18 protein-coding genes are annotated in these 22,733 nt (G+C 36.8%); 7 read left to right on the top strand and 11 right to left on the bottom strand.

The window, feature by feature from the left end:
* Positions 1 to 10 precede the first annotated feature (10 nt).
* Complete coding sequence (trmD, locus tag H4K35_RS09360) at positions 11 to 703, top strand: tRNA (guanosine(37)-N1)-methyltransferase TrmD (protein ID WP_182627293.1); 693 nt, start codon at positions 11 to 13, stop codon at positions 701 to 703.
* A 54-nt stretch (positions 704 to 757) separates the two neighbouring features.
* On the opposite strand, the gene H4K35_RS09355 is transcribed toward trmD, so the two are convergent.
* Together H4K35_RS09355 and H4K35_RS09350 are read right to left on the bottom strand one after the other, a co-directional pair.
* Entirely contained in the window at positions 758 to 2,080 is a 1,323-nt protein-coding gene (locus tag H4K35_RS09355) for a DUF4374 domain-containing protein (RefSeq protein WP_182627291.1), read from the bottom strand.
* A gap of 18 nt (positions 2,081 to 2,098) precedes the next feature.
* Complete coding sequence (locus H4K35_RS09350; RefSeq protein WP_182627289.1) at positions 2,099 to 4,528, bottom strand: TonB-dependent receptor plug domain-containing protein; 2,430 nt, start codon at positions 4,526 to 4,528, stop codon at positions 2,099 to 2,101.
* Between the two features lie 190 nt (positions 4,529 to 4,718).
* Here H4K35_RS09350 and H4K35_RS09345 point away from each other — a divergent pair, with 190 nt between their 5' ends.
* Both H4K35_RS09345 and rplS read left to right on the top strand, forming a co-directional pair.
* Positions 4,719 to 5,771, top strand: a complete 1,053-nt coding sequence (locus H4K35_RS09345; RefSeq protein WP_182627287.1) for a helix-turn-helix transcriptional regulator — start codon at positions 4,719 to 4,721, stop codon at positions 5,769 to 5,771.
* Between the two features lie 145 nt (positions 5,772 to 5,916).
* Positions 5,917 to 6,267, top strand: coding sequence for a 50S ribosomal protein L19 (rplS, locus tag H4K35_RS09340; RefSeq protein WP_182627285.1), 351 nt, complete (start codon positions 5,917 to 5,919; stop codon positions 6,265 to 6,267).
* Positions 6,268 to 6,810: 543 nt separating this feature from the next.
* Here rplS and H4K35_RS09335 read toward each other — a convergent pair.
* Positions 6,811 to 10,467, bottom strand: coding sequence for a M1 family aminopeptidase (locus H4K35_RS09335; RefSeq protein ID WP_182627283.1), 3,657 nt, complete (start codon positions 10,465 to 10,467; stop codon positions 6,811 to 6,813).
* A 3-nt stretch (positions 10,468 to 10,470) separates the two neighbouring features.
* Complete coding sequence (locus H4K35_RS09330; protein ID WP_182627281.1) at positions 10,471 to 11,343, bottom strand: ABC transporter ATP-binding protein; 873 nt, start codon at positions 11,341 to 11,343, stop codon at positions 10,471 to 10,473.
* A 191-nt stretch (positions 11,344 to 11,534) separates the two neighbouring features.
* On the opposite strand from H4K35_RS09330, the gene H4K35_RS09325 reads away from it, so the two are divergent.
* A complete protein-coding gene (locus H4K35_RS09325; RefSeq protein WP_182627279.1) occupies positions 11,535 to 13,067 on the top strand; it encodes a SulP family inorganic anion transporter in 1,533 nt (510 codons plus the stop codon).
* A gap of 312 nt (positions 13,068 to 13,379) precedes the next feature.
* Here the strand turns inward: H4K35_RS09325 and H4K35_RS09320 are convergent, their stop codons facing one another.
* The 5 genes from H4K35_RS09320 to H4K35_RS09300 form a co-directional block, all read right to left on the bottom strand.
* Positions 13,380 to 14,414, bottom strand: a complete 1,035-nt coding sequence (locus H4K35_RS09320) for a PLP-dependent cysteine synthase family protein (protein WP_182627278.1) — start codon at positions 14,412 to 14,414, stop codon at positions 13,380 to 13,382.
* Positions 14,415 to 14,483: 69 nt separating this feature from the next.
* Positions 14,484 to 16,544: a S9 family peptidase gene (locus tag H4K35_RS09315; protein ID WP_182627276.1), complete on the bottom strand. Its 2,061-nt coding sequence runs from the start codon at positions 16,542 to 16,544 to the stop codon at positions 14,484 to 14,486.
* Positions 16,545 to 16,633: 89 nt separating this feature from the next.
* Positions 16,634 to 17,299 (bottom strand): GNAT family N-acetyltransferase, encoded by a 666-nt coding sequence (locus H4K35_RS09310; RefSeq protein WP_255492417.1) that lies wholly within the window; start codon positions 17,297 to 17,299, stop codon positions 16,634 to 16,636.
* A 100-nt stretch (positions 17,300 to 17,399) separates the two neighbouring features.
* Positions 17,400 to 17,951, bottom strand: coding sequence for an NADPH-dependent FMN reductase (locus H4K35_RS09305; protein WP_182627274.1), 552 nt, complete (start codon positions 17,949 to 17,951; stop codon positions 17,400 to 17,402).
* An 11-nt stretch (positions 17,952 to 17,962) separates the two neighbouring features.
* On the bottom strand, positions 17,963 to 18,280 hold the full coding sequence (locus H4K35_RS09300) for a GNAT family N-acetyltransferase (protein WP_182627271.1): 318 nt from the start codon (positions 18,278 to 18,280) through the stop codon (positions 17,963 to 17,965).
* Positions 18,281 to 18,461: 181 nt separating this feature from the next.
* Here H4K35_RS09300 and H4K35_RS09295 point away from each other — a divergent pair, with 181 nt between their 5' ends.
* Together H4K35_RS09295 and H4K35_RS09290 are read left to right on the top strand one after the other, a co-directional pair.
* On the top strand, positions 18,462 to 18,785 hold the full coding sequence (locus tag H4K35_RS09295) for a YbaB/EbfC family nucleoid-associated protein (protein ID WP_182627269.1): 324 nt from the start codon (positions 18,462 to 18,464) through the stop codon (positions 18,783 to 18,785).
* Positions 18,786 to 18,788: 3 nt separating this feature from the next.
* Positions 18,789 to 19,526, top strand: coding sequence for a DUF4369 domain-containing protein (locus tag H4K35_RS09290; RefSeq protein ID WP_182627268.1), 738 nt, complete (start codon positions 18,789 to 18,791; stop codon positions 19,524 to 19,526).
* Positions 19,527 to 19,605: 79 nt separating this feature from the next.
* On the opposite strand, the gene H4K35_RS09285 is transcribed toward H4K35_RS09290, so the two are convergent.
* Positions 19,606 to 21,117: a PH domain-containing protein gene (locus tag H4K35_RS09285; protein ID WP_182627266.1), complete on the bottom strand. Its 1,512-nt coding sequence runs from the start codon at positions 21,115 to 21,117 to the stop codon at positions 19,606 to 19,608.
* On the bottom strand, positions 21,114 to 21,692 hold the full coding sequence (locus H4K35_RS09280; RefSeq protein ID WP_182627264.1) for a PH domain-containing protein: 579 nt from the start codon (positions 21,690 to 21,692) through the stop codon (positions 21,114 to 21,116). The genes H4K35_RS09285 and H4K35_RS09280 overlap by 4 nt, the downstream gene beginning before the upstream one ends.
* 495 nt (positions 21,693 to 22,187) lie before the next feature.
* Between H4K35_RS09280 and H4K35_RS09275 the strand changes: the two genes are divergently transcribed.
* Positions 22,188 to 22,607, top strand: a complete 420-nt coding sequence (locus tag H4K35_RS09275; RefSeq protein ID WP_182627262.1) for a hypothetical protein — start codon at positions 22,188 to 22,190, stop codon at positions 22,605 to 22,607.
* Positions 22,608 to 22,733: the final 126 nt, after the last annotated feature.

The following is a 22,733-nucleotide window of genomic DNA, read 5'->3' as shown; positions in this document are numbered from 1 at the left end:
TTTTATTAAGATGCGCATAGATATCATTTCCGTTATTCCGGAGTTAATCGAAAGTCCTTTTCAAGCTTCAATATTAAAACGAGCAATCAGCAAAGGGCTAGTAGAGGTACACTTTCACAATTTACGAGACTATAGCACGAATAAACACAAAAACGTAGATGATTATCAGTTTGGTGGTGGTGCAGGTATGGTGATGAGTATCGAGCCGATCGATCGCTGTATCAGCGCGTTGAAAGCCGAACGCGACTACGATGAGATCATTTATATGTCGCCAGATGGAGAAACGTTAAATCAAACCATGGCCAACTCCATGTCACTACTAAAGAACATCATTATTTTATGTGGTCATTATAAAGGAGTAGATCAACGTGTTCGCGATCACTTCATTACCAAAGAAATTTCGATTGGTGATTACGTCTTATCTGGAGGAGAATTGGGTGCTGCAATTTTATGCGATGCCTTGATTCGCTTAATTCCAGGGGTACTTAACGACGAAACCTCAGCTTTGACTGATAGCTTTCAGGACAATCTACTCGCTCCACCGATATACACTAGACCCTCCGAGTACAAAGGTTGGAAGGTTCCCGATGTGTTATTGAGTGGAAATTTTGCAGCCATCGACAAATGGAGGGAAGACATGGCTTATGAACACACGAAAAACAGAAGACCTGATTTATTAGAAGAAATAAAAAAAGCCACATAGTGCCTGACCTTCCAGGCACTAATGTGACTTTTTTCGCTTAATAATAATCTAAAATTAATACACTCCTATATAGTATTGATCAACACCCGAAGTGATTACGGCTCCCTTCTCTCCTTTTGGTGAAGTAGAAGAAATCGTATAGATGTAAATGTTTCCTTGACCTGACACAGGAGCTAGAGCAATGTAAAATTTACCGTCACGTACTGCTGCCGTTTGATATTGTGTCAACCATAGATTTTGAGGAACCTCAAGATCTATTGCTGTATTGTTATTCAAATCAACACGCGCAAGTCCCCATTCATGAGTGGTTGTTGGTTTTCCATCTTTATCTACTCCCATTTCGATTTCAGCTTCGTCCATTTTCTCATATGGAACATAACCAATTCCATTACCTACATAGAACCATCCATTACTAGATACTTTTTTCCCACCTAAAGCTTGTCCTAGATCAAAAACAGTTCTGTGGTCATATTGTCCTTGTACAATTCTAGCAATATATGTTTTGTCAGAGCCATTAACCATTTGCAACACTTCTTGACGTTCATTAACATATGCTGCTGGCGTACGATATCCGTTTGTAGACCCTATCACGTGGTTCGTTGAAATAATTTTCGCATTTGATAGATTATTCTTATCCACAACCAAGGTAAATGTTAAATCTACAGGTTTTGTTTTACCTGTTGTTTCATCAAACAAGGCAATTCTAGTTCCATAATACAATTTATCTTGTACTAAAACTGGCGCATCAATTCGATTAATAAAATATCCTTTTTTGACTAATTCAGCATCTAGTTTAACGTCAATTTCCTTTTGAGATCCAGGTAAAAAAGACCAGTTTTCCAAATCGATTAACGCAATACTCGCAGTAATTTTATGACCTAAATAGTCACCAGATCCGTCAGCATTAGCGTATTGAGCCTTTGCCTCTGCATGATGAATAGATCCTAACTTTTCATTAATCTTTGTAAATCTCCCTCTAGAGGTACCAATAACTGGAGAAGAGTCAATATTCCCTAGTTCTTTATATACTTGTCCTCCTTGATGTTCGTACTTGCGTAAATCACCAACAGTATAGTTCAGATTATAGACATATTTACCATCTTCAGAAACAAAAATTCGAGAAGTTCTAGACGAAGGCATTTGATAACCAGCGTTTTTAAAACTTACTTCTCCTTCCGACAGACTAGTTACACCTTGCAAATAAGTAGCCGATTGAGAACCTGACCCACTAGCATATGCGAGTTGGAAATGCGTTTCTGTTTCCCCTTCTCCAGGCTTTATAGGTTTTGATGTAGATTGATCATCGGAAGAACATCCGACAGCACATAAAGTTAACCCAGCAAATAAAACTGATGTTTTAAGAAATGAAATTTTCATGTTGTGTGTATTTATAAATTAAAAGATTGAATATGTTACTTTTGCATATAGAGCACGTCCTGGTTTTTGAAGACCAAAATTGTCGTAGATACGCTGATTGAATAGATTCTTTACATCCAAGCTAGCACTCATTTTCTTATTAGCAAATTGATAGAGTACGCCAAAATCATGGGGAGATTGAGTAGGGATTTCATCTAAGTTTGTTCCGCCTACATTGGACCAGTTACGCAAAAATTTTTCCACATAATACACATTGTAGTTAACTCTTATTTTATCGTTTTTTTCGAGAATATCATGAAAAGTATAACTCAAATTTGCATTGTATTTAAACGATGGCTCATTGCGTATTTGGGTTTTGTAATAATTATAAATTGCTCCTTCTTTGTTATATTTCTTATTAAAGAGAACGTCAAACTTAGAGACTGATATATCCAAGACTAAGCGATCTTTATATGCATAATGAACTTCTAAATCCACACCTTTACTCAATACATCATCTAAATTCTCGTACTGTGTGTATATTCCTCTTGAATCGAGCGCTTCGCGAATCATTCCTTTTACTTTTCTGTAGAAGAAAGTAGCATTTAAGCTAAGTGCATGCTGTTGAAAATGAAAAACACTAGAATTAAACCCAATATTCAAATTGGTACTCTGCTCAGGATCTAAGTCAAAGGAAGGCAACAAATTATCAGCATTACTACCAAACAATTCTGTTTCTGCTGGTAGTCTGATAGCTTTTTCTGCCGAACCTAATACATAAAACTGATCGAATAAACGATAGGACATACTTCCGCCATACCCCTTAAATTTAGTAGTTTTATAAATTCGATTGACCTTATACAAATCACCTAGTAAAGGTTTTGTATCATCTCGATAGGGTTCATTTGACGTAGCTTTTTGATGATACATTTTATAGAATAACGTCGTTCGAAGTCGTTGATTAAAGCTTATATTCTCATAACTAAAAGATATAATATCCTTCTGTAAATCACGAGTATTCACTAATTTTTGAAGAGAAACAGGCTGTAATTCATCCTGAATTTCTCTTTTAAAAGTATTGTAAAAATAATTAACACTGAGCGTATTATTCATTGTAAACTCGTAAGCTAGATTCGCTCGTAAAGCGATTAACTTATCTCTATTTTTCTCTAGTGTTTTTTGAGCAGCTACTTCAGCTCCTGTATTATATTTCACAATATTACCATCCCTATCACGAATGGGTTTTCCACTCCAATCATACATATTCCCAACAGTATCGACAACTTGTCTTGTTAAATCACTATACGACGCGTCTAATTTCACTTCCATCCCTTGTAAGAGCACATCTTTTTTGGAATACGTTAGTGTCGAAATATAGGAATCTCTTTTGGTGAATCGATCTCCATACACTTTTTCCATCGTACTACCATGTTGCACATCTTTATCATAACCAGAAATAACACCACCGAACAAAAACTTATCTGCCCAATTAACCTCTGTAAATCCGACGTCAATCTTGGCTCCATGTGATCGATATCGATCGTGAAAACGCTTAGCTCCATTTTTAGGTAGGGTAACGTTTCCATCTCCATCAATATAGCGAACATGTTTGCCGTAAACGCGATAATTATTATCACTATAATTAATAAAACCATTAGCGTGAATTGTAAATCCATTGTCTTGACGGAAACTGCCATTCATGTTATATTGGTGTGTATTAAAAGATCCATACGACCCACTGACATTCCATGCATTTCTGACTTTTTGTTTTAAAACAACATTTATAGCTCCACCTAATGCGTCCTGAGAAAGATAAATTGGCACAACCCCTTTATAAACCTCGATGCGTTCAATCAAAGCAGGAGGTATACTATTTAACGAAAAGGAGCTTCCATAATTCTGTGCTGGAATTCCATCTATAAAAATCTGAATCGAACGTCCTGACAACCCATTAATATTGTAGTTCACTTTAGAACCTAGTCCGCCATCTTGTCTAATTTTAACGCCTGCTGTTCGATCTAATAGCTCATTCAATTGTATCGACTGTAAAGCTAAATTTGCGGGTTGAATTACATTAACGGCATACCCTTTGGTTTCTAATTGTCTTTTTTCATTCTGAACATGTATAATCATTTCATTTAGATTAATTCCTTCAGAAGATTCAACGGTGACAACAAAATAATCATGCTTTGATTCGTAAACAATAGCAACTTCTTTATTCTTTATCTCCATCGAACTAATCCCCAAATTATAATGACCAAAATCAATTGCAGTAAAGTGAAACTTCCCCTCTTCATCCGTTAAAACTTGTTTATTCAATTCTTTCAATTGTACAATTGCATAAGAGATGGGTTCCTTTTTTTCATTCCTAACTACTCCAGATAAAATGCGATCACCTGCATTGACTTGTGCAAGACCTACAAAAAAAAAGAGAAGTAAGAAAGTAAAAGAAGTAATCTTTGTTTTCATTTTATTTTAATACTAGGTTAAACTGTTCTTTGTTAATCGAAGAAGTCTAACATAACAGGAACATCTTGATTAATAAATATGATGCAAAAGTAAAGCGCTTGACTCTCTACTTACCTTTCACAAAAGGATAAACATATTCAAAAAAAGTATTATTTTTACTTTGTCTAAATAAAAGTAAAATTTCATTGCTATGCGCCTAACTACAACAATCAAAAACACCAACTTTAAATTAGCAGATCAAGAATGGTTCAACACTGAACCACTCCAAACAGAAACGAAAGAACAGACCTGGTTATTTCAGGACGATGTGTATGGTCGGATTCTGAACAGTTGTTCAATAGTCGGAGCGTTTTGCATTCATTCTTATCTTATTAGTACCAAGAAAGCTCTTGATATTGAATTTGAAACAAATCGAGAAGGTGTACAACAGCTTTTCATTTTAGACGATACTTTTGAATTTAACCATCAACTTGTACGTAAATTACCAAAGGGTGTAAGAAAATTCAAATTGCCTGCAACAAAGAAACCGGTTCGTTATGTATCTATATTCATTCCTTTGGATACGTACACATGCTTATTGGAACAGATGAAAATACACTATACTTTTCCGCCTTTGAATACTTATGATATCTTAACGAGCTTACTCGAACAAAGTCAAAATATACGACCAGAGATGCTGGACATTATTCAGATTATTGTCAGCTGTGAAAGAAAAGGAAGTTTGCGAAGTGTATATTTGCAGAATAAAATAGAAGAGCTTTTATTCTTACAGCTCGAACAGTCTTTCAAGCAAGAAATAATAGGTACTACGATTTCTGCACGAGACCAAGCCAAGATAAAACTAGCCGAAAATTTCATCACCCAAAAACTAGATCATACCTTTTCACTCAAAGATATTGCCCAACATATTGGTTCGAATGAGTTTAAGCTCAAAACACAGTTCAAAATCATGTATGGCACGACCGTTTTCGGTTATATTACTCAATTAAAAATGAACAAAGCAAAGCAACTACTCACACAGACAGAGCTATCAGTTACGGAAATAGCAGAAGTATTAGGGTATAAGTCTCAAAATCACTTTAGTACGGTCTTTAAAAAACAACATGGCTATACTCCAAGTGAACTCAAGAAAAAAAGATGCATAGCTGTCAAACAAAGACTGCTTATTTTATTTTCATCCTTTTTATCAGCTTATCATACACTGAAAGAAGGAATGATTTTAGGCCTAGAACACCATTATTAACCATAAGCAAATCCTATATTCCAATTATTTAGCCGAGAAATTAGGATTATTTTATTGGTTTTTCATATATTTGCACTCGCTTTAAACTAACCTCTGGCGAGGTCCGTGTATGTTGGTTTAAATTAATTAATTATTTTTTTCAGAAATGGCAGATTTAATGAAATTCGTTCAAGACGAATTAGTTGCAAAAAAAGACTTCCCAGCATTTAAAGCTGGAGACACTATCACAGTGTACTACGAAATTAAAGAGGGTGACAAAAAAAGAACACAGTTCTTTAAAGGAGTAGTTATTCAAAGAAGAGGTACAGGTGCTACTGAGACTTTTACTATCCGTAAAATGTCTGGTAACGTTGGTGTAGAGCGTATCTTCCCAATCAACATGCCTGCTTTAGAAAAAATTGAATTAAATCAAAGAGGTAAAGTTCGTAGAGCTCGTATTTTCTACTTCAGAGAACTTACTGGTAAAAAAGCAAAAATCAAAGAAAGAAGAGGATAATCTTATTTCTGAGACGCATAAAAAAAGGAAAGCAATATTGCTTTCCTTTTTTTTATGCGTCAATTTCTAGTCTTCAGCCCTCCATCAAAAACAGGATTACAAGCAACAGAATCTAAATACACATCCAGAGGCTTTTCTATTATACTCCCTAAACAAGACTTCAGCAAAAACATGTACAGTTATAGTAGGACGAGACATACTGAGTCCATACTGAGTCCATAGTGTGTCCATAGTGAGTCCATTAAAACCCCATTTTTTAATAGACTCAGTATGGATGCACAACGCAGGTACCCTAGTCGCAATAGTACGATAACCACTAGAAAAAAGTTAAAAACTAAATATGACTGCTTTAGCGGATGTACAAAAGCAAGAGTAAAAAGTATACAACGCTCAAGTTGTGCAGGGTTCAGCGTATATCATACAAAAACCCCGTCTAAAACTAGACGGGGTTTTATTTTTTTAAGCTTTATGACAGCCTCGTTTTTTATTTTTTTTTACTCGCTTTTTTAAAACTCAAGCTAAAACAAAAAAAGAATCCTTTAGCTAAATGTTTTTTCTATTGTCATAGGAGCGGGTATCGATCAATTTATAGTAAGGATCAATCCCAACTTCTGTTGGTTTTTCATCTACAATGATCGTAAACTCATTCTCAATATCAGTAATCTTTACTTTTTGTAAGTACAACACTTTTTCTTTGGCTTTAGCCTCTTTTGTTTTGGCAAAAACGCCCACCTCAACATAATCTGCTAAAGGAAGTGACTCTATTTTTACATCTTTATCAGCTGTAAATAGCAGTGGTTGTTCTCCTTGATCCGCATACTGTCTCGCTCCTGTATCACCTGCTCTATATTTACTAACATAAGCTTTTAGTTTCACCTCATATTTTCCGTCAGCCAATGCTTTTGTTTCGACTTGCTCTACGTAATTGTCATAGAGTGTGATCGTTTCAAACATATCCTTAACCATATATTGAAGAGAATCTGGTGTTGCGCGTTTTATTTCTTGTACCAGTTCAGCTGAGATGGTATAAGGAGCTTCTTGAAAAGCTACTTTTTTGACATATTCTTTCAATACACCATTTAGCACCGTATCGCCTAAATAATCACTCAAAGTATAAAACACTAAGGATCCTTTGTTGTAGTGGATATACTGTTGGTTTTCGTTATACATTAATGGTTTTTCTTTTTTATCCTCTCTTGAACGTCCACTTAAATATCCATCTAAAGCGTCTTTTAGGAAACGTTGCATTTGACCTTTTCCGTATTCATTTTCCAATACTTTCAACGAGCTGTATTCAGACAAACTTTCTGAAAGCATTGTTGCTCCTTGAACATTGGCTCCGATTACCTGATGTGCCCACCATTGATGAGCAACCTCATGTGCCGTTACAGAAAACGGATAATCGACTGCATTTTCATCGGTTTCATCCACATTGGCAACGAAACCGATGGTTTCAGAGAATGGAATAGTATTGGCAAAAGATTGAGCAAAACTTCCCATAGTCAGTGGAAATTCAATGATACGCACTTGTTTGTGTTGGTAAGGACTGAATGCTTTGGAGTAATACTCCAACGACTTTTTAACACTAGACACCATTCGATCAAGGTTGTACTCATGGCCTTTATGGTAGTAAATTTCGATATTTACACCTTGCCATTTGTCTCGTTTCACCTCGTATCGCGCTGAATTAAACGCGTAGAAGTGCAACATTTTTTGATCCATTTTATAGTGGAAATAACGACGGTTTCCTTCGGTCCATTCCTTTTGTAAATAGCCTGGAGCAATGGCGATTTGATCCGCAGAAGTACTCACTGTTGTTTCGAAGTGAATCCAATCTGCATCGTGGTTGATATACGTATTTTGCAACGCTTTTTGATCGGTTTGCTCCGCCATGCGTTCTTTTGGTGCTAGTCCGTATTTTTTGCGAATCTCATCGTCGCTAATTTCCGCGCGATCAGCATACCCCAATCCTGGAAAATAACTATTATTTATGAAGGTTCCATTGTCTAATACAGGAGAGTCGGAACGGATCCACGAATTGGGTTTGTTTTGGACGACAAACTCTAAGGTTCTAGTTTCACCAGCTTGCATAGGCGTATCGAAACGGTAGAAGCTAATGCCTTGGATAGAATCGGTTGATAAAAACGTTCCTCCTTCTAGGACGATTGTATTTTTTAAACTTGGATAATAGGACACATATAAACTGTCTAAGGCTTGATTTGTCTTGTTTTCGAGGATATAGGTTCCTCTAGCTTGAAAATTGTTTTGCTCAGGATACAAATCAACGTCAACCTTTACATCTACGATACGTGGCTGTGCCATATCTTGGTATTTTTTGTACGTTTTTTCATAAGCTACCTGAAGAAGCTCCGTGTCTTTAGAAGAGTGAAATACATTGAGTACTGTATTTTCATAGTATAAATAAGCGCCTAGACCGATAAATGCAGTAAAACAAAGTAGTGTTGGCACCACTACAATCGTTTTCGCTCGTTTCTTTGCGAAATAAAAACGCTCTTTGAGTCCACTAAAAACGCCTCTTCTCCAAAACAGTAAGGTTAAGCCACTAATCCCTCCTACAAATAACAACCAATACAAGGAGAAGATGATAAATCTACCAAATAGGGCACTTGAACCGAAGCCATTCATATCAGAATAGGTTGGTGTAGGAATCGAATTAAAGAAGAAAACAGCTTGTTCAATTCCAATTGAACCAAGTGCTGGCCATCCCATTTGAATAACGAGCAGGGCAAAGAAACCTATGATATAATTTTTAAAGAACGTTTGTACGGCTAGTGCCATCATCGCCCAAATAATAAACTCAATCCAGCTATACCCTAATAAACTCTGAAGGTACAAACCGATTTCGAACTGAAAATATCCATTGTAGCTTTGAATTCCAATACTCGTGAGGATAATCACTAAGAACAACATTAATTGCATCCCCAACAAAGCGAAGAGTTTTGAGGTAAATAATACCCAGTTGGACACAGCCGTTGAGTCTACCAATAAATTCATACGCGTATTTTCCCCTCTGTGCACGAGTAATCCCGCGCCCAAAAACGTCATCATCAAGATAAAGAAAGTAAAGGTTCCTCCTGGGATCATCAGCATGTGACGGGTTAAGGGATACGTTGGTGTACCATACATCGTCATGGAGAAACTAGCCACCAAGATCATAAACATAACTCCCACACCGATAAGAATCCAAAATACGCGATTGCGCGCTAAAAATTTGAAGTCCATTTTTGCAAAGGCAAAGACATTGCTCCAACTTGTTTTTAAAGAAAAGTCGTAGTTGACTTTTGGCAGCTCAATTTTAAAGATGCCACCAAAATTATTTTTAACCAAACGCTCGCCTTTATTTTTTCGTTTCCACGAAAAAGTGGCGGGTTGCTGAGCGAATTTGAAGACACTTCCCAAAACAAGCAGAGACGCTAAAGTAACACCTAACCACAACAAACGATTGAGAATAAAGTATTTTTCTAGGGGTAGATTATTGATATTCTTTTCTTCTACGCTCCAATATTGCGTATAATAATAGATTGCTTGATCTCCATTGGGATCGAGTAAAGCGGCTAATTCTCTGTAATCTACATCTGCGGCAATACTATTGACAACTCCCTGTAGAATCATAATGATTATAATCGTTATAAAACCTGCATAAATACTACGGCTAAGTGTTACAACAGCAAAGATTATTGCCCCCATAAACAGCATATTGGGAATCAAATTAAAAAGATATCCTTGGATATAATTCCACCATAAATTAGGGCCTAGTAACTCTGGCTTTGCCCAAGGCACGAGCGTTGCTAAATAGCACCCAATTCCCATCATTACGCTGATTGACAACGTAACTAGAAAGGAGCTGGCAAATTTACCCGTTAAATACTGCCATTTAGAAAAGGGATAAGAATACAGAATGTGATGTACATTATATTTGTAATCGCGATAGATTGACATTCCAATGATGGACGGAAATAAAAAATACAGCAGCGTATTGAACGAATTCAACAAGGAATTAAGGACATAAGCTGAGTTCATTTGCAAAAGCGAAGCAGAAGTATTTCGAACGGCATCAAAAACACCAATGGTGGCCATCATCGAAAAGAAGCTTATTGTAAAAAATATTGCTAGGTAAAGATAAAATACCCAGCTCTTAAACCAACGTTTAAGTTCAAAAGTAAACACAGTTTTAAACATCCCTTAGTCGTTTTTTAATGCAACAAAATAAACATCTTCTAACGTTGGTTTTACCAATTCAAAACCTTCATTTGTCAAGGAATCCTTGGTATGTACACGAATTTTTAGTCGGTTTTCTTGGTTGTATTTACCAGATAAAATATTGAGCTGTTGGTATTGATCTAATTCTTCTCTATTGATTTCTTTGATCCATATTTGCCCATCTAATTTTTGTTCTGCCTGTTTTGGTGTACTTCTTTCCAATAGATGTCCACCATTTAAGATGGCCATTTCGTGGCATAGTTCGTTGACGTCATCTACAATATGAGTAGAGAAGATAACGATATTGTTTGTACCAATTTCGCGCAATACATTCAAAAAACGATGGCGTTCTGCGGGGTCTAACCCTGCAGTTGGTTCATCGACGATGATTAATTTAGGATCGTTCAACAACAATTGAGCAATGCCGAATCGCTGCTTCATTCCTCCAGAATATCCACTAACGCTTTTGCGTCTTACATCATATAAATTGGTAACTTCCAATACGCGTGTTACGATTTCACGGCGCTGTGTGGCGTTAGAAATTCCTTTTAAACGAGCGAAATAATCTAATAAGTCTAAGGCAGACATATTAGGATACACCCCAAAGTCTTGCGGTAAGTATCCCAATACTTTTCTAAATTCCGTTTGTTGTTCTAAAATATTGATATCTCCGAATCGAATTGTTCCTGCGTCTGGTTTTTGTAAAGTAGCTATTGTTCGCATTAATGTAGACTTACCTGCTCCATTAGGTCCTAAAAGTCCAAACATACCAGGTCCAATTTCTATTGATAAGTCATCCAATGCCTTTACCCCATTTTTATAGGTCTTACTTAAATTTTCAATAACTAATTTCATATTTCTATTTTTTGATTTAGTCTATAAGTGTTCCTTTTCAAGCATTTGTTACATAAAAAGTACTAATTATTCTATTTTCCTTTACGTTTCGTATAATTTTTACGTATAGTCTACTTCTTTTCTGTTCTTCCCCTTGAAAATCGGTCTTATACGTCAAATAAAATCTTATTTTTGCGGTATTTTTTAGCAGTATGATAGCAGCGTCTTTCTTCTCGAATAAAACATATAAGGAAATCAACTTTAAAAATGAGATTTTCGCAGGATTAACTGTGGCGATGACCATGATTCCTGAATCGTTATCCTTTGCCATTCTCGCGGGTTTAAGTCCGCTTACGGGGTTGTATGCTGCCTTTTTGATGGGCATTATTACGGCTATTTTTGGCGGTAGACCTGGGATGGTTTCTGGAGGTGCAGGAGCAACAGTTGTTGTCTTAATTGCCTTAGCCTCTCTTCACGGGGTGGAATACCTATTTGCTGCGGTTGTTGTTGCGGGTATCCTTCAATTCCTGGTGGGTGTGTGCCAATTGGGGCGATTTGTTCGACTCATTCCTCAACCGGTGATGTACGGGTTTCTAAATGGATTAGCAGTTATCATTTTTATGGCACAAATCGCACAGTTCCAAGTTACCACAGCTGGAACAACCACCTGGTTAACCGGAGAATCCTTATATTATATGTTAGGACTGACCGCTTTGACCATTGGTATTGTTTGGTTATTTCCTAAATGGACAACAAAAGTTCCCGCTTCTTTAGTTGCGATTATAAGTATATCCCTGCTTGTCTTTTTCTTGCAGTTAGACACCAAAAAAGTAGTAGACATTGCCTCCGTCAGTGGCTCCTTGCCTCATTTTCATCTGCCTGATGTTCCTTTTACTTGGGAAACGCTGAAAATTATTCTGCCTTTTTCTGCGGTTATGGCAGGTGTGGGTTTAATCGAATCTTTATTGACACTCAATATTGTAGATGAATTGACCAATACGAAGGGTAACAGTAACAGAGAAGCTATGGCGCAAGGAGGCGCTAATATTGTCAATGGTCTTTTTGGTGGAATGGGAGGTTGTGCGATGATTGCACAAACCCTAGTGAATATAGGAGCTGGTGCTAAAACAAGGCTTGCTGCCATCTTGGGAGCCCTCACCATTTTGTTCATTATTTTATTTGGAGGCACGATTATTGAACAAATTCCCTTAGCAGCTCTTGTTGGGGTGATGATGGTTGTGGCCCTTTCTACTTTTGAATGGGTTTCTTTTCGGTTGATTACCAAAATGCCTGTTTCCGACATTTTTACTTTATTTCTCGTTACGGGACTTATTGTATTCACCCATAATTTAGCCTTGGCGGTGTTGGTAGGAGTAATTGTATCGGCTTTAATTTTTGCTTGGGACAACGCAAAGCGCATACGTGCACGAAAATCTTGGGATGAAAAGGGAAACAAAATATACGAGATCTATGGCCCCCTTTTTTTTGGAAGCACCACTGCCTTTGCGGAAAAATTTGTTCCTCAAGAGGATCCAAACTGTATTATTATTGACTTTAAAGAATCACATATTGCTGATATGTCCGCTTTGGATATCCTCCAAAAAGTTATAGGCAAATACAGTGATTTAAACAAAAAAGTTGTTTTGCGCAATCTTCGGGCGGACAGCCTTCGATTAATTCACAACAGTAAGGCATTTCAAGAAATAGAGATCGAAGAGAACAGTCCTCTAGAAGAATTGCATTAATTCGTTTTATTATCAGAAAAAGTGTGAACTTTTCGGTAGAATACACCATAATTCACTCAAATACAGAATAAAAAACAAATACCATATATTTTTAACAACATTTTAAATTGCATTCGTTTTTTATTTATTTTTTTTACCTACATTTGTTTGATCTTATACTAAAAAAGACAATAAAATATAATCCTTTTAAAGTAATTACCTAAAAGGTAAAGTAAAAAGTCCAACTAGTTTAGACTATCTCGACTTCTTTCTGATAACCCCTTAATCTGAAAGTAAAAAGGCTGTTTTGAATCAAAACAGCCTTTTCTTGTATTACTTAATGTAGTTTATTTCATTTTTGGGTTCATTCTCATCGAGAAAACCTTGTTGATTCATCCACTCATCGCTGTAAATTTTGCTCATATAGCGAGAACCGTGATCAGGAAACAGCATAACTACTACGCTATTTTCATCAAACATTCCTTGTTCTGCGTACAAACGTGTTGCTTGAAGCACGGCTCCAGAGGTATACCCTAAAAACAAACCTTCCGTACGTGCTAATTCTCTTGCCACTAGAGCAGCATCTTTATCTGTTACTTTGACAAACTGATCGATCACTGTGAAATCTGTAGCTGAAGGGATTAGATTTTTCCCTAACCCTTCAATTTTATAGGGAGCAATTTCGTTTGGATCTAATTCACCTGTTTCGTGGTATTTTTTTAGCACCGAGCCGTAGGCATCAACACCTAATACTTTGATATTTGGGTTTTTCTCTTTTAGAAAACGCGCAGTTCCTGAGATTGTCCCCCCTGTTCCTGAACAACATACAAAATGAGTAATTTGCCCTTTCGTTTGTTCCCAAATTTCAGGTCCTGTAGACAAATAATGTGCTTCTGTATTTAAGGCATTAAAGTATTGATTAATATAAATTGAGCCAGGTGTTTCTTCATGGACGCGTTTGGCTACTTCATAATACGATCGGGGATCGTCTGCGGCAACATTTGCTGGACAAACGTATACTTTTGCTCCCATTGCTCTTAGCATATCGATTTTGTCTGGAGAAGATTTATCACTAACCGAAAGAATACACTTATATCCTTTGATAGCGCTAATCATTGCAATACTAAATCCCGTGTTTCCCGACGTTGTTTCTACGATGGTCCCTCCTGGTTTTAAGATTCCTTTTTTCTCAGCTGTTTCAATAATATGCAGGGCAATTCGATCTTTTGCAGATTGTCCTGCGTTAAAAGCTTCTACTTTTCCGTAAAAATGTCCTGCCAATGAAGCAGTAACCTTTTCTAATTTCACTAAAGGTGTTTGTCCTACTAGGGAAATCACATTATCATAAGCTTGGATTTCTTGTTTCATTTTTCTATTTATTTTTTACCGCATTTAGAACAGCACATATTCTAAACAAAGGTATGAATTATTATTTTTTTAGTGTTTAATTCCTTCCAAGTCAAACATAAAAGCAAACTCTTTGGCTACTTCTTTGAGCGATTCAAATCGCCCTGAAGCACCTCCATGTCCAGTATCCATATTGATATCAAAATACAATTGCTTGTCGTTTGTTTTCGTATCTCTCAACTTGGCAACCCATTTTGCGGGTTCCCAATATTGCACTTGTGAATCGTGTAATCCCGTAGAGATATACATATTAGGATACGCTTGTGCTTTTACATTGTCATAAGGAGAATACGACAACATATAGTCATAGTACAACTTTTCGTTGGGATTTCCCCATTCGTCATATTCGCCTGTGGTCAATGGTATACTGTCGTCTAGCATTGTTGTTACCACATCGACAAAAGGAACTTGTGCGATAATACCTTGGTATAAATCGGGGCGTTCATTAGCGATTACTCCCATCAACATTCCCCCGGCAGATCCTCCTTCAGCAAATAGGTGTTCTTGGGAGGTATAGCCTTGTTCAATCACGTATTCAGAGCAGGCGATAAAATCGGTAAACGTATTTTTCTTTACCAATAGTTTTCCGTCTTCATACCAATCGCGTCCCATGTCTTCTCCTCCGCGTACATGTGCAATCGCATACACAAAACCGCGATCCAACAAGCTCAAACGCGTCGTGGAGAAATAGGGTTCCATGGTAATTCCATAAGAACCATAAGCATATAACAAGAAAGGATTTTTTCCGTTGCGTTCCATACCTTTTCGGTAGACCATGGAAATTGGCACTTTTACCCCATCCTTAGCCGTTGCCCAAATTCGCTCTTCAATGTAGTTATTTTTATCAAAGTCACCCAACACTTCTTGTTCTTTTAGAATCTCTTTTTCTTGGGTACGCATATTAAAATCAATCACCGAAGAAGGGGTGTTCAACGATTGATATACAAATCTAAATTTCTCCGTTTCGAAGTCGGCATTAATCTGTGCTTGTGCGTTATACGTTTCGCTTTGAAAAGGCAGGTAATAGGCTTGTTCACCTGTTTTCCACGGTTGAATTTTAATGTGTGGTAATCCGTTAGATCGCTCAGAAATCACCAAATAATCTCTAAAGATATCTACTCCTTCTAACAGCACATCTTCGCGATGAGGAATTAATTCTTCCCAATACGCGCTAGATGTTTGTGTTTCTGGACAAGACATCAATTTAAAGTTATCGGCATTGTCTTTGTTGGTTAAGATATAAAATCGATTGTCATAATGAGAAATCCCATACTCTACGCCACGCTCTCTTTTTTGGAAGATTCTAAAATCTCCTGTAGGATTGTTTGCTTCTACAATGCGGTACTCGCTAGTCAGGGTGCTTTCGCTTCCGATAACCAGGTATTTCCTCGATTTTTCTTTGTAAATAAAGGTGTCAAAAGTATCGTCCTTTTCGTGATACACTAGCACATCCTCCGCCAAAGAGGTTCCGATTACATGTCTGTAGATTTTATCTGAACGCAGGGTTACGGTATCTTTACGCGAATAAAAAAGTGTTTTATTATCACTTGCCCAAGTAGAAGCTCCTGTGGTATTGGGAATGGCTAAATCTAGAGTTTCTCCTGTCAGTAGGTTTTTCACGTATAGGGTATATTCTCTGCGCGAAACCGTATCTACGCCATAAGCGACCCATTGGTTGTCTTCGGAAACCGTAATTCCCCTCAAGTGGAAATACGCATAGGGGGCGGCCATTTCATTACAGTCGAACATAATTTCTTCAGCTGCCTCTAAGCTTCCTTTTTTACGCGCGTGAATGGGATAATCTTTCCCTTGTTCAAAACGCGTAATATAGTAATACCCGTTGTAAAAATAGGGCACAGATGAATCATCTTCCTTGATGCGGTTTTTCATCTCGTGAAACAGGGCTTCTTGTAGGGGTTTTGTGTGTTGTGTAGCTGCTTGATAGTAGGCTTTTTCTTGATTTAGGTAAGCAATTACATCAGGGTTTTCTCTGTCGTTTAACCAAAAGTAATTGTCTACTCGGGTATGCTGGTGCGCGGTTAATTCACGCGCTATTTTTTTTGCTACTGGAGCTTGAATAGATTCGTTCATTTTTATTATTTAAAATACAAAAATACTAGTTTTTAATGGGCTTCACCAAGATTAAAGCGCTTAGTTTCCCCTGTAAAAATTCGACAGCTTTACAATTTTGCTTGTAGATTTTTTTTGGCCTCTTTCAACCATTCTTCTTTCAACAAGCCAAATACGGCACTATCTCGTCTTGTGCCATCCGTTCGGATTTTGTTTTTTCGCAAAATTCCTTCTTGCGTACACCCCAAACTTTTGATGGCAGCTAAACTGCGTTTGTTTTCATTATCTGCTTCAAACTCTACGCGTTCAAAATGCGCTTTTTCGAATAAAAACTCAAACAACAAATACTTGCAATTTTTATTCACTCCTGTTCCTTGGGCTGTTTTTCCATACCAGGTATAGCCAATTGCACTTACTTTATTGCGCAAATCCATGCGGTAATACCGGGTGGAACCGACGATTTTATTTTGTTTTTTATCCCATACTACAAAGGCATAGCCCTGTTTTTCCTTTCGCATAGCCAAAGCTGCTTTGATATAGAGGATCATGTTTTCGTTGGTTGTAGGTTTGTCTGAGGAAAAGTGCCAAATATCCGATTCGTGTAAGGCATAGTACAGCAAATCTGCGGCATATTTTTCACTTAAAGGAATCAATTTTACGCGGTCATTTTCCAAAACATACTCTTGTGCAAAGTCAAAAGTGTGCAGCGTTAAAGTTTGAGGTTTAGTTTGAGCCATCATGTAGAGTTTTGGTTGCGCTAGTTTATTTTGTTGCATCTAGTATTCAAATATATTCATACTTTTTGGGCTATGAATGTACATTTAACAGCATACTAACAAAAAAGAGATAGCGTATTTCCCTATCTCTTTTCTATGTTTAGTTTACTTCTTTTATTTTTTCTTTGAATTGTGCTAGCGCTTGTTCAAATTCCATGCGTAATTCATCGGGTATAATACCTTGTTCAGCAGCGAAATTCTCGTGAAATTTAGGCAATGAAAAAGTTTGTACGATATTACCTCCGAAAGCGGGAAATATTGTTTTAGCGATATTTAGTGCATTTTGTGCGGCATATCCTCCTGGTGAAGTGGATAGCAACAACATGGGTTTATTTTGCAAGAGTTTGAGGTCCAATCGCGAGCACCAATCAAACAAGTTTTTAAATGCTGTAGTCCAATTGCGATTGTGTTCTGCCATGGAACAAATCAACACATCAGCTTCTTTGAGTTTGGCTAAAAAAGCTTTTGCTTCTTCAGGGCAATTTTCTTTTTCGCAATCTACAGAGAAAATAGGCACTAAATAATCATTTAAGTCGATCAATTCAACCTCATCTTCTTTAAAAAACTCTAACGCATAAGAGGCAAAGCTTTTGTTGATGGACGTTGAAGAAATACTTGCTCCAAATCCGATAACTTTCTTTTTCTTTTCCATTATCCTGTTATTTATAATTTATCATAAGCAGGGAAACTAGGGTCTACCAAGCGCTTCCATGCTGGATTTTTTTTAATAAATGCAAACACCAAGGGACAATACGGCATCACCTTTTTGTTATGCGTTTCAATAAACTGTAGGGTTTTCTCAATTAAGGCCGTTGCAACGCCACGCCCTGCTAGGGCTTCTGGGCTTTCTGTATGAGTTAAATGAATGCGTTCTGCCTCCTCTTTATAATCAATAAAAGCAGTATATCCGTCCACCGTTAATTCAAACCTTTTGTTTGCTCTATGCTGTTGTACGTCTATGGCTAAAAACTCTTCTTTCATATTTTTATTATTTACGGATCGTGTACGTTCAAAAATACGAATTATAAAAACGACATCTCTTATTGTACATTAATTTTCACCGAAAGATCAGCTAAAAATAATTTGGTCTTCACTCACATTTGAAACAAAACTTGAAAAGAATATACTATTTTTGTGGCAGAAAAATTTTAATTTATATATTATGTTTGGCGATTTAATGGGAATGATGGGTAAATTACAAGAGACCCAAGCTAAAATTGAAGAAACGAAAAAGAGATTAGACACCATTCTAATTGATGACAAGAGTAATGATGATTTGCTTCACGTTACGTTGACGGCAAACAGAACTATCCGTTCTATATCCATTTCGGATGAACTAATGGAAGATAAAGAACAATTAGAGGATTACCTCGTAATGGTATTGAATAGAGCGATAGAAAAAGCGACTACTATTCACGAAGCAGAATTAGCAGCAGCAGCTAAAGATGGTATGCCTAATATTCCTGGTTTAGATTTATTTAAGTAGTATATGATAAGAAAGTATTTGGGTGCAGCTCTAGTTATTGCTTCCCTATTTGCCGCTTGTGGCAAAGACACAAAAGGAACTGAAAACTTAACGATCACTGGAAAAGTAGATGGTTTAAAACAAGGAAAAGTTTTCTTATACCACGTTCAAGACACGACATTTGTGGTTCTTGATTCGTTGGTTGTTGATGGTAAATCTTCTAATTTTACCTTCAAACACCATTTGGAATCACCGGAAATGTTGTTTTTATCTTTAGATCGTGGGCACAGCAGTTCGATAGACAACCAACTGTCATTCTTCGCAGAACCGGGGACTATGACCATTGAAACGACGTTGAAAAACTTTTTTAAAGACGCAAAAGTAAGCGGATCACAAAGCAATGAGCTTTACAATGAATATTTAAAGTCAAGAGCGCTTATTACTGATCGTCAAAACGAGTTGTACGTATCGCTTTTTGAGGCACAAAAGACGAATAATACCGCAAGCTTGGACAGCTTGCAAGAGGTAAACAAGAAACTGACAGGCCGTCTGTTTTTAAATGCCATCAACTTTGCGTTGAACAACAAAAACTCTGACGTTGCACCTTATATCGCCCTAACAGAGCTGTATGACCGCAACATCAAATACTTGGACACCATTTACAACTCCTTATCTCCTGAGATCGTGAATCACAAATACGGAAAGAGTTTGAATGAATTCATCCAAGAAAGAAAAAAAGAAGAAGCGAAAGCAAACGAATAATTGTAAATTGTCCTTTTACTCCAAAAGGACAATTTTTTTTATGTTATTTTACTGTTTACTGCCAGCTGTAAACTACTCCCTACATCCAAGCCTTATTTTTACTTTCTATTTCGTATAGCCATTGGTCTTTTAGCTGTTTCAATTGATTGTAATCAGAAGTATTAAAACTCACCATGCCACCAGCGGTAAATAGGGTTAAGCTTCCTACATTGGCCGATTTTTGCCACCATAGTTGAGACAAGACAATCTTTTGAATTTTGTGTGGTTCTACTATAGTGTGGGTAATATCCCATACCCCTGATTTCACCACGATAAAATTAGGGGTAATGATTAGACGACCAATTTTAAAAGAGCGCCAAATCAATAAAGTTACTATCGCAAAATAGGTTGCTGCGCTAGAAAATTTCCACGTATCTTCTACAGCATCAGAAATAAAAAGCAAAAACAACGCAACGGGAATACACGCCAAGAGGAAAAAGCGAAAACCAAAATAACGATAGTTATGTTTGAGGGTGGTTCCTTCTAATTCAAGGGGTTTGTTAAAAATCATTTCAAAAAACTCCTTGGTCTCTTCATTGGAGCAACCAGGAATTTCTAGTGCTGTTTTTTGATTTAACGATTCTTTGCCAAAAACTTGATGAATTTTAAATCCTGCGATTCCCCATAATTTCTGAAAGTAATTGCGGACAATTTTCACCAACTGCACGCGAGAAGGCTTGATGATTGTGCTTTTTGTTTGTAGTAATCCGTATGATAAAAACAGGCTTTGGTGCTGTACAACCATTTTATAGTTGTAAAACTTAACCACCGTACGGATAATATTAGCCACAAAAATGGCAGCTAAAAAGAATAGCATCACAACTAATCCCACATACAAGGTCACTCGTTCCTCCAAAAAGGCATCAATAGCCTCATCGTCAAGTGAATCTTCAAAAAATTTAGATCCTTCGTATACTAAGGAATTGGCGAATAGCAAAACAATTCCCATCGTATAGAGGTAATTGGTTGTTGCACCAACTTTTAATAGGGTTCCAATGCTAATATGGCGAACATCTCTAGGGGAAACCGTTGGGTGTTCTACTGATGGATTGTTTGTACTTTCGGTGGATTGGATTACATTTTCTTTATACGTGAGTAGGGTTTGTTTTAAGGCTTGTGCTACTTCGTGAGAAACAGATTTGATGATTCCTTCTTTGGCAACACTACCCGCAGAATCTACTTCGATCGAATAGATCCCCAACAATTTATTGATAAATGTCTGATTGATATTTACTTGCTGAATTTTAGCTAATTTAATAGTCGATTTCGTTTTATTAAAAATCCCTTTTTGAACAACAAAAGATTCTGTTTCCTTTTCGATGTGAAAGGTAAAATTGCGATAATTCAAATAGGCAATGAGGAGTACCACAACAAAAAAAGCAAGTATACTCAATACAATCCAGGGTATGATTGATGTCCATTCGCCTTTGGTTACGCGCAACAGCATTAGAATGAGCAACGGAAAAAAGGCCCGCACTAATTTTTGTAATCCATAGACGAAATTAACGACAATTCCTATGGGTGCTTGTTTATTTGGGACAAAGAAATTCATTCGCCTTCTGAATTAAGGTTTACCTCAGGAGCTTGAGTTGTTTCTTCTGATAGGGGCAACACTTGCTCGATAACAAAGGCTTTGATCTTATCTGCTTCATGCAACAACAATCCTGGAATTTTGAGATCGCCTAAATTTCCCCCTGCCGTAAAGAATTCAATTTGACACAAGCCAAATAAGCGCAGTAAAAATCCTTCGTAAATTTCGACGTGTTGTACGCGATTAAATGGAATGATAATTTGTTTTTGGTTGATTAACCCGGTTTTGTACATAATGTCGTGTTCTCTAACTACATATCCTTTTTTATGAACACCTGCCATTCGCAACACCGCTAGGCTTACAGCCAATACGATGCTGCCTATCAGTATCATTTCTTTGTACGCTACTAATAGGGCTTGCTCTTCATTTAGTGGTAAATAAAACCCCGAAGCGCCTACTGCAACAAGAATCAATACAATTGCGAATGTTGTAATTAACATTACCTGTTTGTATTTCGCATGAAGCGGTTCAAATTGTACAGCAGTTATTTCTGGCAGTTGTGAATTTTTAATCTGTCGGTTGCTAAAGCTCTCCATATGAAATAGGTGATTTATAATGAACAAATATATTCTTTTTCCTTATTGATCGTACGCTCTTCTGTGGAAACAAAAAAATAGCCACCACACTAGGTGATGACTATTTTCCAAAATTGATTTATAGATATAGAATTAAAACTCGTCCGCTACGTCTAACTTATCAGAAAGATATTTAATCCTTCGGTTTACAGGACCGAAGAGACCTTTTTTTATCTTTCTGGAAGTAAGTATTCGCGCCTTTGTTGATTTTCTTTTTTTACTTACCTGCTTACAGTAGCTAGCATTTTTCCTATTCCGTATTTTGCTTTAGGCGATATTCAACTACAGCAAGCTACATACTACTATGCAAAAGGTGTACCAAAAAAGTAAAAATAAGCGCTTGTATGTAAGCTTTCGTGCTAAAGGATTAAGCATTCACGCTTGACGTATTTCATTCAACACTTAAACGATAAAAATCTTGTATTTATATTTGAAATATTATATGTTTGTCTCCATATGAAAATAAACGCATTACATAGCACACTACAAAAAACGTACAAAGCCTTGGCTTTATTTTGTGCGGTATGGCTTATTTTCTCTACTTGTTCAATGCAGACAAGTTTGGCACATTTACTTCATGATGATGCTGTTTCCATCGAACAACGCATAAAAACCAATAAAGCAAAAAAACATACAACAGTAACAGAACGCAACTGTCAGCAAAATGTTATACAAGATGACAATGCTTCGCTTTTACAACAAGCAGGTTGGGATATTGCCAATCCGTTTGTGGCGCTTTTCGTTTCTACTTTGTTATTTTTATTTTTTGGTTTTCGCATAACTGGCGATACAAACAATCACCCGTTATACAAAGATACTTCCCAATTTCAGGGCAAACTGCCTCTATTTATCGAGTTTCAGAATCTCAGAATTTGATTGTTATTGTTTTTACTGATTAGTGTAGTGTAAGCTGTGAAAAGCTCACCTATACGATAGCTAGTATCTAGCGTTCAAACAATTCAACAACTAAGAGGTCTATATGCTTAGGTCTCCTTCAATTCT

It is taken from the genome of Myroides sp. NP-2 (assembly GCF_014145665.1).
GTDB lineage: Bacteria > Bacteroidota > Bacteroidia > Flavobacteriales > Flavobacteriaceae > Flavobacterium.
The sequence above is the reverse complement of the archived record's forward strand: the minus strand, read 5'-3'. Positions and strand labels throughout refer to the sequence as shown.

Coding starts and splice junctions, on each gene's coding strand:
- trmD (WP_182627293.1), top strand. CDS start 11: ATGCGCATAGATATCATTTCCGTTATTCCGGAGTTAATCGAAAGTCCT.
- H4K35_RS09355 (WP_182627291.1), bottom strand. CDS start 2,080: ATGAAAATTTCATTTCTTAAAACATCAGTTTTATTTGCTGGGTTAACT.
- H4K35_RS09350 (WP_182627289.1), bottom strand. CDS start 4,528: ATGAAAACAAAGATTACTTCTTTTACTTTCTTACTTCTCTTTTTTTTT.
- H4K35_RS09345 (WP_182627287.1), top strand. CDS start 4,719: ATGCGCCTAACTACAACAATCAAAAACACCAACTTTAAATTAGCAGAT.
- rplS (WP_182627285.1), top strand. CDS start 5,917: ATGGCAGATTTAATGAAATTCGTTCAAGACGAATTAGTTGCAAAAAAA.
- H4K35_RS09335 (WP_182627283.1), bottom strand. CDS start 10,467: ATGTTTAAAACTGTGTTTACTTTTGAACTTAAACGTTGGTTTAAGAGC.
- H4K35_RS09330 (WP_182627281.1), bottom strand. CDS start 11,343: ATGAAATTAGTTATTGAAAATTTAAGTAAGACCTATAAAAATGGGGTA.
- H4K35_RS09325 (WP_182627279.1), top strand. CDS start 11,535: ATGATAGCAGCGTCTTTCTTCTCGAATAAAACATATAAGGAAATCAAC.
- H4K35_RS09320 (WP_182627278.1), bottom strand. CDS start 14,414: ATGAAACAAGAAATCCAAGCTTATGATAATGTGATTTCCCTAGTAGGA.
- H4K35_RS09315 (WP_182627276.1), bottom strand. CDS start 16,544: ATGAACGAATCTATTCAAGCTCCAGTAGCAAAAAAAATAGCGCGTGAA.
- H4K35_RS09310 (WP_255492417.1), bottom strand. CDS start 17,299: ATGCAACAAAATAAACTAGCGCAACCAAAACTCTACATGATGGCTCAA.
- H4K35_RS09305 (WP_182627274.1), bottom strand. CDS start 17,951: ATGGAAAAGAAAAAGAAAGTTATCGGATTTGGAGCAAGTATTTCTTCA.
- H4K35_RS09300 (WP_182627271.1), bottom strand. CDS start 18,280: ATGAAAGAAGAGTTTTTAGCCATAGACGTACAACAGCATAGAGCAAAC.
- H4K35_RS09295 (WP_182627269.1), top strand. CDS start 18,462: ATGTTTGGCGATTTAATGGGAATGATGGGTAAATTACAAGAGACCCAA.
- H4K35_RS09290 (WP_182627268.1), top strand. CDS start 18,789: ATGATAAGAAAGTATTTGGGTGCAGCTCTAGTTATTGCTTCCCTATTT.
- H4K35_RS09285 (WP_182627266.1), bottom strand. CDS start 21,117: ATGAATTTCTTTGTCCCAAATAAACAAGCACCCATAGGAATTGTCGTT.
- H4K35_RS09280 (WP_182627264.1), bottom strand. CDS start 21,692: ATGGAGAGCTTTAGCAACCGACAGATTAAAAATTCACAACTGCCAGAA.
- H4K35_RS09275 (WP_182627262.1), top strand. CDS start 22,188: ATGAAAATAAACGCATTACATAGCACACTACAAAAAACGTACAAAGCC.